Consider the following 12020-nt stretch of genomic DNA (forward strand, 5'->3'; position numbering starts at 1 on the left):
AGACACCCGGCACCCGGCACCCGGCACCCGGCACCCGGCACCCGGCAGGCAGTGTCACCCGATGTCAGGCGGATCAATCCGAACCCGCACCGCGACCGCGTCCCCACCTGCCCGCGCCATCCGCGCCGCCTGCGCGGCCTTCAACGCGGCAGCCAACGCGGCCCCACGCCCAGGCGGCACCCGGATCAACGCCCGGTCCCAGTGCTCCCCGGGCGGCGGTGCCCCCACGCGCCGGGGCCGCCCCGCCGCCGTGACGGGCAGCGGCACTGGCCCCAACACCTCGGCTTCCGGCGGCAGTTCGACGGTACGGAGGAACTCGGCGACCGCTTCCCCCGGCGCGGCCACGGAAGCCATCCGGGACACCGGCGGAAACCCCAGCTCGGCCCGCTCGGCAAGCTCCCGCACCGCATGCCCGACGGGATCCCACCGCACCAGCGCCTGCACAGGCCGCAGCGTGGGCTCAGCAACGACGACCACGGTCCCCCCGGCACTCTGCGGCCGTACCAGCGAGGCAGCCGCGATCCAGCGGCGCAGCGCGTCCTCCCCCGCCCGCAGATCGGGCCGCCCGAGCATGGCCCAGCCGTCCAGCAGCAGGGCCGCCGCATATCCGCCCTCGGCGACGGGCTCGGCCCCCGGCGTGCTCACGACCAGCGAGGGCGTGCCCGGCACGGTGTCCAGCACATGCTCCCGCCCGGAGGTGCGCACCGGAACGGCGGGAAAGGCCCGCCCCAACTCCTCGGCGGTCCGCCGCGCCCCCACCACCTGAGCCCGCAACCGGAACCCTCCGCACTCCGGACAGTGCCAGCCACCCTCGTCACGTCCGCACCACCCACACCGCAGATCGCCCCCCGAGCCCTGCGCCTCCAGGGGCCCGGCACAGTGCAGGCACCGAGCGGGCGCCCGGCAGTTGGCACAGGCCATCCGCGGCACGTACCCGCGCCGGGGCACCTGCACCAGGACCGGGCCCTGCCGCAGCCCCTCCCTCACCACCTGCCAGGCGAGAGTCGGCAGCCGAGCGGCTCGAGCGGCCTCGTCCCGCGCAAGATCCGCGTCCCCCACGGTCCGTACGAGCGGAGCCGCGCCCCGTACCCCCTCCCGGCCGGCGACGAGTGGCCGGGCCCAGCCGCTCTCCACCAGCTGGGCGGCCTCGACGGTGCAGCTCCAACTCCCCAGCAGAAATCCACACTTGTCCTGCGCGGCCCGAAGCAACAGCACTTCTCGCGCATGAGGCTGCGGGGCATGCTGCTCGCTGTGGCTGTCGTCGCCGTCGTCCCACAGCGCGACCAGCCCGAGGTCCTGCACCGGTGCGAACATGGCGGCCCGGGTTCCCACGACCGCCCGCACGGCCCCCCGCCGCACCGCGAGCCACTCCCGATACCGCTTCTCGGGCCCGGCGTCGGCGGTCAACACCGCGTGCCGCCCCGCCCCCATCAGGGCGGTCAGGGCAGCATCGACCCGCGCGACGGCGCGTCCGTCCGGCAGGACGACCAGCGCACCACGCCCGGAAGCCAGCGTCGCGACGACGGCTCGGGCCAGTTCCTCACTCCACTCGGGCCCCGGCAGCGCATTCCACACGGCCCGCGGCGCACCCCCGGAGGCCAGCGCCTCCAAAAAGACGGCGCCCCGCTCATATCGCCCCCAGGACCCCACCTCGGGCGCACCAGGAGCCGGAAGTGCCTCCGGCGAAGCCCGCCGCTCGGCCCGCGCACTGCGCGGCGGCACGGCCAGCTGCAACACATCGGCAAGCCCACCGGCATACCGATCGGCAACGGCCCGAGCGAGCCCCAGCAGCTCCTCGCTCAACACCCGCTCAGGCGACACGACCTGCGCGAGCGCCGCAAGGGGCCCCGAGTAGTCGGACTCGGCAACCCGCTCGACCAGGAACCCGTCGATGAGCCCCCCGCCCTCACGCCGCCCCTCCCGCACCCGGTGCCGCCCGGCCCCGAACCGCACCCGCACCCGCACCCCGGGCTGCGCATCGGCGTCGAGCTCCTCCGGCACGGCATAGTCGAAGTACCGATCAAGATGCAGCACCCCCTTGTCGACCAGCACCCGCGCCACGGGCAACTCCTTGGCCAGCGCGGCCCCCCGCCACGTCCGCGGCTTGGCCTTGGGCACCTTGGCCTTCCGCACACTCTCCCGAATAAGCGCAAGCTGCTCGGGCGGCGCCCCCTCGGCCCCACCACCCATCTGCCCGTTCTCGCTGCTCACGCTTGCATTCTTACCAAACACCACTGACAACCGACGGCGCCGGAGCTCCTCCACGGCAGCGGAGCGCACTCTGCACGGACCATTCGGCCACACCGCCCGCCGTCGGACCGGGAGATCATCAGCGTACGAATCCGCAAGCGCGACTCGTCGGCCATTTCCGTGATCGTTTCAGCCGCCGACTTCGAGCCACGCTTTCCGGCACCCTCCGGCCCGGTATCAGAACTGGAAACGGGAAACTCCGCGGCCCGCCTTGCTCGAGTCGTTCACCAGGCCGACGCTGAGGTGACCGGACGGCCCGAGTGAACAGGGACGTCGACTCAAGGGGGGTTCAGGTGCTGGAGCAGCCACCTGTGTTCGGCGCGGAGTTACGGCGTCTGCGCATCGCGGGCGGACTCACACTGGCGCAGCTCGCATCCGCGGTGCACTACAGCAAAGGGCAGCTCAGCAAGATCGAGACGGGTCGCAAGCGCCCTTCCCCCGAACTGGCCCGCCTGTGCGACGCCGCACTCGGCGCACACGGCACTCTCGCCGCCCTGGCCCCGGCACGGCCGCAGAGGGATACCGCAGGTACCGCGCCCCGGTTGGACGAGGATCCCGCGGAGCCCCCGAGGTCCCCGGCTTCTCCGTCACGTCGACAAGTGATGGCCGTGGGAGCCGCGGCGATCCTGGCGGTCGGACACACCGATGACCTGATGGCGGCCGGCACCCGGTTCCCCGACACACCGGCATTCGACGTCACGGTCCCCGGCGAGCCCCTGTTGAGCGTCCACCGCGCCCTGCTGGACCAGTACCGCCGCCTCGGCCAGATGTCGCCCCCGAGCGTGCTGCTTCCCGTCGTGGCCGAACAGACGTGTGCACTGCGTGCGCTCGCCTCGCGGACGGGCTCCCGGCCGGGCCGTGAACTGCTCGCCCTTGCCGCGCGTTTCGCCGAGTACACGGGCTGGCTGTCCCAGGAGGCGGGCGACGAGAACGGCGCACTGCGCTGGACCGCCCATGCCGTGGACCTGGCCGAGGCTTCCGGCGACCAGGATCTGGCGTCGTACGCCCTGGTACGCCGAGCACTGATCACGTACTACCGCGGAGAGCCCGACGACACCGTCGCCCTGGCCGAGGGCGCGCGCTCCGACCGTCTCCCTCCGCGCATCCGAGGCCTGGCCGCCCAGCGCGAGGCACAGGGCCACGCGCTCGCCGGCGACCATGACGCCTGTATGCACAGCCTGGACCGAGCGCGCACACTCCTCGCCAAGGACCCTGGCCCGGCCCCCGGAGCCCCGGTCCTGGGCACGACGCACCTCATCGACCCCGTCCCCATGATCACCGGCTGGTCCCTGGTCGACCTCGGCAGGCCACAGGCGGCATCCGAAATCCTCGACCGTGAGTGCGCACGACTACCCCCCGACGCCTGGCGCACCCAAGTCCGCTACGGCGTCCGCCGCGCCCTCGCACACGCTCTGGCCGGAGAGATCGACCATGCCTGCCGGCTCACCGAGCAGCTACTTCCGCTCGCCGTGAACGTGTCGTCCGCGACCGTCGCAACGGACCTGCGCCGTCTGTCGCGCACGTTGTCCCGCCATCCCCGCAACCGGTCGTACCTGACCGTCGCCTCACGTCTCACCGCGGTCCTCGCCCCAGCTCCCTGAGCCACGCATTTCGCGTTCCCGTCCTGCGCCCTTACCTACAGAGAGGCCGATTTGCCATGCCCGACGTCTTCATCAACTACCGCACCGGCGACGGCCACCAGGCCGCCGCCACCATCGAGGAAGCCTTGTCCGCACGGTTCGGGAAGGAGCGGATCTACTACGCCAGCAAGTCGATCCCGCCCGGGACGCCCTTCGACGGACATCTGATCCACGGTGTGCGGCGCAGCGGAGTGCTGCTGGCCCTGATCGGCCCGGGCTGGATCGGGCACGAGGCGTTGCAGAGCGACGGCGACTGGGTGCGCAGGGAGATCCAGGAGGCGTTCCTGTGTGACATCCGCGTCATTCCCGTCCTGATAGGCCGCAGGACCGAACGCCCCGCGAAGGACGATCTCCCTGCGCCGCTGAGGAAGCTCGCGGACTGCCAGAGCCTGCGCTACGACCACCAGAACAAGGAGTACGACCTGAAGCAGATCGGGGACACCTTGGCGAAGCTCGTGCCGGAACTCGCCGCGGCCGACCGAGAGGCGTCCACGGAACAGCCGTCCTCGGCCTCGAACCACAACACGACTGGTGACGTCTACGGAGCGTCCGTTCAAGGGAGCACGGTCAACGGCGACGTCAGTGCCGTCCGGGAGGCTCATGGCCCGGTGCACATCGGCCCGAGCAACGTGCGCATGGGCGACGGCGGCAACTATTTCCAGGGCGGCAACGCAGGCGGCATCCGGCAGAACTTCGGGCGCTCGCGTCCGGAGGAGGACGAAGAGAAGTGAGCGACCGGAACGGCGACAGCTACACCGTCCACAACTACTTCGGGGACCCGCCCCTCCTGAAGACGCCCAAGGTCACGCCCCGCCGTGTCGCCGAGGACCAACTCATCAACCTGCAGCGCCAATTCGCGCGCCCGCCCGGCATCAATGACGCATACGACGTCCTGGTGGGCGAGCACACCGTCATCGTGCACGGGGAACCCGGCAGCGGCAGGAGTTCGGCGGCACAAGTCCTCCTGTGCGAGCTCCCGCGCGACGGAGGCACGTACCACGAACTCACGCCGGAGAAGCCCGAGACGCCTTCAGGGCGCTGGCTCTCCCCCGACCTCGTCGGTGGGCGCGACCGGATGCTCCTCGACCTGTCCTCGGCGGACGACCGGACATGGCAGGCCGTCCACTCGGAACTGTCCGGATTCCGCCATGAGGTCCTCCGCAAGGGCGCGTTCCTCGCGATCGTGCTGCCCCATCAGTCAAGGGAGCAACTCTCCCCCCAGTTCTCGCAGTTCAGTAGGAAGATCGGCCGGCCGAACACATGGGAAGCCGTGAACCGGCATCTGTGGCTCGCCGAAGTCGAGGGGAACGTCCGTGATCTGGCTCCCTCCGCCTTGCACACGTACCTGGACACCGCCCCTCCCATGCGCGATCTGGCCCGGCTGGCCGAGCGTATTGCGGCTGCCCGTGGACACGGCGACTTCGCCGCGTGGTGCGAAGCCGCCCTCGCGGCTCAGACGGACCGTACAAGTGACGTAGCCGAGGCTCTACGACGAGTGCGCAAGGGCAGAGAACGTGCCCTGTTCCTCACCGCGGCCATGCTGGAGGGCGCACGGGCCGAGGTCGTGCACCGCGCGACGAACCTCCTCGTGCAGGAGGCGGGTTCGGCCCATGACGACCGCCCGCTCCTGGAACACAAGAGCCTTTCCGTACGGCTGGAGACAGTCGGAGCCGAACTGGGCTCGGACTCACGGGTGCGCTTCACTCAGCCACACTTCGCGGAGACCGCGCGTGACTACTTCTGGGCCAACCTGCCCGACGTTCGGGAGCCGCTGAGCACCTGGCTGAAGCAGGCCGTGAGGCTGCGGGATCTGGACGAGACGGACCTGGCGAACCTCGTGGTCCGATTCACCGACCTGTGCCTGAGCACGGGCGAGTCCGAACGGCTCACCGCCCTCGTCGAGCAGTGGACGCAGGACTCGGCACACCGCACGACCGAGGTACTAGCTGCCGCCCACGTCCTCCAACGCGGTGTCGAACACGAGCAGTGGGACGCCGAGTTCCGATCGAAGATCTACACCTGGAGCACCGGGAGGCCCCCGAAGCATCTACGCGAAGTTCTGGTCGAGGTCTGCACAAAGGTGATGTCGATCCACCACCCGGAACCCGCACTCGTACGACTCCACCATCTCGCCCGCAACGAGCCGCACCCAGGTGTCGTGGCCCGCCGGGCCCTGCTCGACTACGTGAGTCAGGATGTCCGACTGCAACGGCGTCTGCTCGCCAGGCTGGCCACCGCACAATCCGAGCGGTACCACCGCGCCGACGCGGATCTGTTCCTGGACCTCGCGGGGTTCCCCGACAACTTCCTGCTCGCTGCACCGACGCGGGAATGGCTCACTACCTGCTGGCGCATGGCCTTCGAGCTGCTCACCCCGCAGCGCTGGACTCGATGCACCGCAAACTGGCTGGCCACAGCGGACCAGGTCGACGGCGAAGCCCTTGTGGAAGCGGCCCTGAACATCCTCGTGGACGCGTCCGACGCGCGCTATCCGGTGCTCAGCCGTATCTACGCCGATGCCCGCCGCAATGTCTCACCCGGACTGGCTTCCCGCCTCCTGCAATCGATCAACACCGCACAGCGCGCCCGCTTCACACGGCCGGCGCCCGACCCGGAGGTGTCCCCGTCATGAGCTCCGGCCAGAAGACCGTCTCGGCCTTCCTCAGCCTGATCAGCGCACTGCTCGTCCTCATCCTCGGGCTGACACTGCGCTGGCCCCTGTGGATGTGGCTGAGCGCGAGCGCGGTGCTCCTCGCCGCATGGTCCATCGCGACGTACTCGGCGATCCGAGCCCGCAAGCGCGATCCGTTCCCGCCCGGATCCCTGATCGAGCAGCCTGCTCCCCCACCCGTGGAACGTCAGGAGCAGTACGTGAGCCGGATCCCGCTGCCCAGCGGCGAGGCCGACTACGACTTCCTGTTCTCGGCCCGAGTCCGCTGGATCCCGGTCGACCCCATGGCAAGCGACCAGCTGATCAACCCGGGCGCGTTGGCCGTGGAGTCGGTACTCGCCCGCGCCGGACGGATCACGTCCGCCATGCACCCCTTCAGAAGCTCTCTCGTCCAGCATCAGCTCAACGCCGCACTGGGCGTCATGGAGCCGGACCGCGACGGCTATCTGCACGCCATGGCCCTGGAAGTCGAACTCACCCTCGATGAAGAGGACCAGGAACGGCTGGACAGGTTGGCGGCGATCCGCAAGGACGAGGCCGTGTGGGAACACCAGCGCAAGTACGAGCAGAACAAGCGCGAGTACCTGGGCGACGACGTGCTCACGAGCACCGGCAGCGCGGTCGTGTGGTGGCTGGCGAAGAACGACGACCACGTCGAGAAGACCGTCAAGGACATCGGCCTCTTGGCCAGGCTCTCCTCGGCGGCGAACGACCGGGAGGTCGACGAACCCTTCCGTTACCTGGTCCCGGAGGCGTTTCCGTCTCCCCCGGAGCCGGACTGGGCAACGGCTCGGCACATCGGGCCGGAGCCCCCCTTCGAGGACCGCGCCGTCACTCCTGCGGACGTCTTCTCCGACTTCTTCCGACAGGTCGGATTCCGCCCCGGCGAGGACGAGGGCGCGCTCATCGCCGATCAGGTCGCGGATGCGATCGCCTCCCGGGACACGGTGACCGCCGAGGAGATACGTCGTCGTTTCGGCGGCAGTCAGGCGCCTCCGCATGCGAACGGCACCGGACCGGTTCACCAACCCGAGGACGACACCGACCAGCCGTACGACGTCTGACGAGCGCCGAGGCCCGGCCCCCCGAAGGGAACCGGGCCTCGTCAGAAACCGGGGCGTCAGGCCTTACAGCCCCACAGCCTTCTGCAGCGCCTCCACCCGGTCCGTCCGCTCCCACGTGAACTCCGGCAGCTCACGGCCGAAGTGGCCGTAGGCCGCGGTCTGGGCGTAGATCGGGCGGAGCAGGTCCAGGTCGCGGATGATCGCGGCCGGGCGCAGGTCGAAGACCTCGTCGATGGCCTTCTCGATCTTCTCGGCGTCGATCTTGGCCGTGCCGAAGGTCTCGACGAACAGGCCGACCGGCTCGGCCTTGCCGATCGCGTACGCCACCTGCACCTCGCAGCGGGAGGCCAGGCCCGCGGCGACGACGTTCTTGGCGACCCAGCGCATCGCGTACGCCGCCGAGCGGTCCACCTTGGACGGGTCCTTGCCGGAGAACGCACCGCCGCCGTGGCGGGCCATGCCGCCGTAGGTGTCGATGATGATCTTCCGGCCGGTCAGGCCCGCGTCACCCATCGGACCGCCGATCTCGAAGCGGCCGGTGGGGTTGACCAGGAGACGGTAGTTCTCGGTGTCCAGCTTGATGCCGTCGTCGAGGAGGGCCTTCAGCTCGGGCTCGACCACGAACTCCCGGATGTCGGGCGCGAGGAGCGAGTCGAGGTCGATGTCGCTCGCGTGCTGCGAGGAGACCACGACCGTGTCCAGGCGGACCGCCTTGTCGCCGTCGTACTCGATGGTGACCTGCGTCTTGCCGTCCGGGCGCAGGTAGGGGATCGTGCCGTTCTTGCGGACCTCGGAGAGGCGCTTGGACAGGCGGTGCGCCAGGAAGATCGGCAGCGGCATCAGGGTCGGCGTCTCGTCCGAGGCGTAACCGAACATCAGGCCCTGGTCACCGGCGCCCTGGCGGTCCAGCTCGTCCTCGTCGCCCTCGACCCGGGACTCGTAGGCCGTGTCCACGCCCTGCGCGATGTCCGGCGACTGGGCGCCGATCGAGACGGAGACGCCGCAGGAGGCGCCGTCGAAGCCCTTCTTCGAGGAGTCGTAGCCGATCTCGAGGATCTTGTTGCGGACCAGCGTCGCGATGTCCGCGTACGTCTTGGTCGTAACCTCTCCGGCCACGTGCACCAGGCCGGTCGTGATCAGGGTCTCGACGGCGACCCGAGAGGTCGGGTCCTCGCGCAGAAGCGCGTCGAGAATGGTGTCGCTGATCTGGTCAGCGATCTTGTCGGGGTGACCCTCGGTCACGGACTCCGAGGTGAACAGGCGACGGGACACAACGCTCCCTGTGGTTGCAGCGGCTGCTGGCTGATCATTGGCGGACGGGACGGGGGCTGCGCCCGGCGTCGTCCGAGGACAGTTTATCTGTCGCGTTCGGCTACAGGCCCCCCGTCTCGCCTCTCGGGAGCGCTGTGACCTGCGGCACGGGCATTCTGCCCAATGCCACACGCCCTTGGCCAGGGGCGCCACACCCGAATCGAGCAAGGCTCGACAGAAGCCCGCAGCGCATCAAACATTCACCCCAGTCGCCGCGCCACCAGGTCCCACACAATTTCGGCCAAGGCCTCCTTGGGCCCGTGCGGTACGGGGGTCTCGCTGCCGTCGGCGCCCAGAACGACCGCTTCGTTCTCCTCCGAGCCGAAGGTCTTGCGCTCGCCCACCTCGTTCACCACCAGGAGGTCGCACCCCTTGCGTGCCAGCTTCTTGCGGCCGTTGGCCATGACGTCGTCCGTCTCGGCGGCGAAGCCGACGATCACCTGGCCGGGGCGGGCGCGGTCGGTCGAGATCTCCGCGAGGATGTCCGGATTCCGCACCATGACGATGGGCTCCGGGTCCTGACCGTCCTTCTTCTTGATCTTTCCGGCGGCGTACGTGGCCGGGCGGAAGTCCGCGACCGCCGCCGCCATCACCACCGCGTCGGCGTCCGCGGACGCCTTGAGGACCGCTTCCCTCAGCTGTACGGCCGTACCGACCTGCACGACGTCCACGCCCGCCGGGTCGGGCAGCCCGGTGTTCGCCGCCAGCAGCGTGACACGGGCGCCGCGGGCGGCGGCGGTGCGGGCGAGGGCGTAGCCCTGCTTGCCGGAGGAGCGGTTGCCGAGGAAGCGGACCGGGTCGAGGGGCTCGCGGGTGCCGCCGGCGCTCACGACGACGTGCCGGCCCTTGAGGTCCGGCTCGGTGGCGCCCCGGGCCAGGACCCGGCGACAGACCTCGAAGATCTCCGCAGGCTCGGGCAGTCGGCCCTTGCCCGTGTCGACGCCGGTGAGGCGGCCGACGGCGGGCTCGATGACGACGGCGCCGCGGCGGCGCAGCGTCGCCACGTTCTCCTGCGTGGCCGGGTGTTCCCACATCTCGGTGTGCATGGCGGGCGCGAAGACGACCGGGCAGCGGGCGGTGAGCAGGGTATTGGTCAGCAGGTCGTCGGCGAGGCCGTGCGCGGCCTTGGCGAGCATGTCGGCCGTGGCCGGTGCGACGACCACCAGGTCGGCCTGCTGGCCGATGCGCACGTGCGGAACCTCGTGGACGTCGTCCCAGACCTCCGTCGAGACGGGGTGGCCGGACAGGGCGGACCAGGTGGCGGCCCCGACGAAGTGCAGCGCGGAGGCGGTGGGCACGACCCGGACGTCATGCCCGGACTCCGTGAGTCTGCGCAGCAGCTCACAGGCCTTGTATGCGGCGATGCCACCGCTGACCCCCAGAACGACCTTGGGCTTGTCCACCGCGGGCCTCCCACTCGTTGAACCGACGACTCGAACCGACGACTCCATGACACACCACAGGCCCGACAGTCACGCTGCCGGGCCTGTGGAAAAGCCAGCTCAAAGCTGAAAATACTACTTACTGCGCCGGGCCCTCGACGGCCTCGGACGTCAGCAGACCCGCGTTGATCTCGCGCAGGGCGATCGAGAGCGGCTTCTCGTGGACGTGGGTGTCGACGAGCGGACCGACGTACTCGAGGAGGCCCTCGCCGAGCTGCGAGTAGTACGCGTTGATCTGGCGGGCCCGCTTGGCCGCGTAGATCACGAGGCTGTACTTCGAGTCGGTGGCCTCGAGGAGCTCGTCGATCGGCGGGTTGATGATGCCCTCGGGCGCGGAGATGGAAGAGGACACGCTCTACCTTCCGATGGATGGGAAAGATTCAGTGTGAATGATCAAGCCTGAGCGAAACGGCCAAGCTTCAACGATCAATCACGATCACACAACGTCCATCAAGGCTAGCAGCTCGCGCGCCACGTCCTCGACGGAGGTGTTGACCAAGGTCACATCGAACTCCGGCTCGGCCGCCAGCTCGATCTTCGCCGCGTCCAGGCGGCGCTCGATCACCTCGGGCGGCTCGGTGCCACGTCCGGTGAGTCTGCGCACGAGCTCCTCCCAGGAGGGAGGAGCCAGGAACACCAGCTGAGCCTCGGCCATGGACTCGCGGACCTGCCGGGCGCCCTGGAGGTCGATCTCCAGGAGCACCGGCTCACCCGCCTCCAGCCGCTCCAGCACAGCCGCACGCGGCGTGCCGTAACGGTTACCGGCGAACTCGGCCCACTCCAGCAGCTCGCCGTTGGCGATCAGCTTGTCCATCTCGTCGTCGGTGACGAAGAAGTAGTGGACTCCGTGCCGCTCGCCGGGACGCGGCTTGCGGGTCGTCGCCGACACCGAGAGCCAGACCTCGGGGTGTTCCTTGCGCATATGGGCGACGACCGTGCTCTTGCCGACCCCGGAGGGGCCGGAGAGCACGGTCAGTCGCGGACGTTCACTCATGCAGCGATTATTCCAGCAATCCCGGAGTGCCCGGGACTCCCGGTCCGGAGTACCCGGACTCAGGAGCCGGTGCTGCCGAACTCACGCTCCAGGGAAGCGATCTGGTTCGAACCGAGGCCACGCACGCGGCGGCTCTCGGAGATGCCGAGTCGCTCCATGATCTGCTTGGCGCGGACCTTGCCCACGCCCGGCAGGGACTCGAGCAGGGCGGAGACCTTCATCTTGCCGATGACGTCGTTCTCCTGGCCCTGCTTGATGACCTCGTGAAGGGAGGCGCCGGAGTGCTTGAGTCGATTCTTGACCTCGGCCCGCTCCCGGCGAGCCGCGGCGGCCTTTTCGAGCGCGGCTGCGCGCTGTTCAGGGGTAAGGGGCGGAAGAGCCACGCCTACGTCACCTCGGATGTTGAACTGTCGGATACGGACCGGTGAGGAACCTAGTCGCCCCACACCTGGGGAGCTACGAGCAACACGCTGCCCGTTCTCCCCCACTGCTTTAGGAGTGTGGGAGGTGTCCCCACTCGTCGGAGACTAGCGGCCAAGTCCGCCAGAGTCAGCGAGAACAGCGGAAAAGTCCTGGTCAGCCTCCGTCAGGCCAGACATTTAGGACATAATGCCCCGGATTTGAGGATGTATTCAGACTCAAGTCGCC

10 protein-coding genes are annotated in these 12020 nt (G+C 69.5%); 4 read left to right on the forward strand and 6 right to left on the reverse strand.

From position 1 onward, the window contains the following. Positions 1–54 precede the first annotated feature (54 nt). A complete protein-coding gene (locus tag EHO50_RS00505) occupies positions 55–2211 on the reverse strand; it encodes a primosomal protein N' (RefSeq protein ID WP_128427735.1) in 2157 nt (718 codons plus the stop codon). A 332-nt stretch (positions 2212–2543) separates the two neighbouring features. Between EHO50_RS00505 and EHO50_RS00510 the strand changes: the two genes are divergently transcribed. The 4 genes from EHO50_RS00510 to EHO50_RS00525 are packed head-to-tail and all read left to right on the forward strand — an operon-like array spanning position 2544 to position 7625. Continuing rightward, a complete protein-coding gene (locus EHO50_RS00510; RefSeq protein ID WP_128427738.1) occupies positions 2544–3851 on the forward strand; it encodes a helix-turn-helix domain-containing protein in 1308 nt (435 codons plus the stop codon). Between the two features lie 56 nt (positions 3852–3907). Next, positions 3908–4621: a toll/interleukin-1 receptor domain-containing protein gene (locus EHO50_RS00515; protein ID WP_128427741.1), complete on the forward strand. Its 714-nt coding sequence runs from the start codon at positions 3908–3910 to the stop codon at positions 4619–4621. Continuing rightward, positions 4618–6522 carry a hypothetical protein gene (locus EHO50_RS00520; protein WP_128427743.1) on the forward strand — a complete coding sequence of 635 codons (1905 nt, stop codon included), beginning with the start codon at positions 4618–4620 and terminating at the stop codon, positions 6520–6522. Before EHO50_RS00515 ends, EHO50_RS00520 begins: the two co-directional genes overlap by 4 nt. Then, positions 6519–7625 (forward strand): hypothetical protein, encoded by a 1107-nt coding sequence (locus tag EHO50_RS00525; protein WP_128427745.1) that lies wholly within the window; start codon positions 6519–6521, stop codon positions 7623–7625. Before EHO50_RS00520 ends, EHO50_RS00525 begins: the two co-directional genes overlap by 4 nt. Before the next feature lie 63 nt (positions 7626–7688). Here the strand turns inward: EHO50_RS00525 and metK are convergent, their stop codons facing one another. The 5 genes from metK to EHO50_RS44475 all read right to left on the reverse strand — a co-directional run bounded on the left by metK (position 7689) and on the right by EHO50_RS44475 (position 11755). Continuing rightward, positions 7689–8897, reverse strand: coding sequence for a methionine adenosyltransferase (metK, locus tag EHO50_RS00530; protein ID WP_128427747.1), 1209 nt, complete (start codon positions 8895–8897; stop codon positions 7689–7691). Between the two features lie 239 nt (positions 8898–9136). Beyond that, the gene (gene coaBC / locus EHO50_RS00535; RefSeq protein ID WP_128427749.1) at positions 9137–10339 is read right to left on the reverse strand and encodes a bifunctional phosphopantothenoylcysteine decarboxylase/phosphopantothenate--cysteine ligase CoaBC; all 1203 of its coding nucleotides are present in this window, start codon (positions 10337–10339) and stop codon (positions 9137–9139) included. Positions 10340–10457: 118 nt separating this feature from the next. Then, the gene (gene rpoZ, locus EHO50_RS00540; protein ID WP_003988945.1) at positions 10458–10730 is read right to left on the reverse strand and encodes a DNA-directed RNA polymerase subunit omega; all 273 of its coding nucleotides are present in this window, start codon (positions 10728–10730) and stop codon (positions 10458–10460) included. Positions 10731–10814: 84 nt separating this feature from the next. Beyond that, positions 10815–11372: a guanylate kinase gene (gene gmk, locus EHO50_RS44470; RefSeq protein WP_128427752.1), complete on the reverse strand. Its 558-nt coding sequence runs from the start codon at positions 11370–11372 to the stop codon at positions 10815–10817. Positions 11373–11431: 59 nt separating this feature from the next. Further along, positions 11432–11755, reverse strand: a complete 324-nt coding sequence (locus EHO50_RS44475) for an integration host factor (RefSeq protein ID WP_003977346.1) — start codon at positions 11753–11755, stop codon at positions 11432–11434. Positions 11756–12020: the final 265 nt, after the last annotated feature.

Source organism: Streptomyces cyaneus (assembly GCF_004028635.1).
GTDB classification, from domain to species: Bacteria; Actinomycetota; Actinomycetes; order Streptomycetales; family Streptomycetaceae; genus Streptomyces; species Streptomyces cyaneus.

What these genes read in the sequence shown, in the direction of transcription:
- EHO50_RS00525 (WP_128427745.1), top strand. Translation starts at nt 6,519, where the DNA reads ATGAGCTCCGGCCAGAAGACCGTCTCGGCCTTCCTCAGCCTGATCAGC.
- gmk (WP_128427752.1), bottom strand. Translation starts at nt 11,372, where the DNA reads ATGAGTGAACGTCCGCGACTGACCGTGCTCTCCGGCCCCTCCGGGGTC.
- EHO50_RS00515 (WP_128427741.1), top strand. Translation starts at nt 3,908, where the DNA reads ATGCCCGACGTCTTCATCAACTACCGCACCGGCGACGGCCACCAGGCC.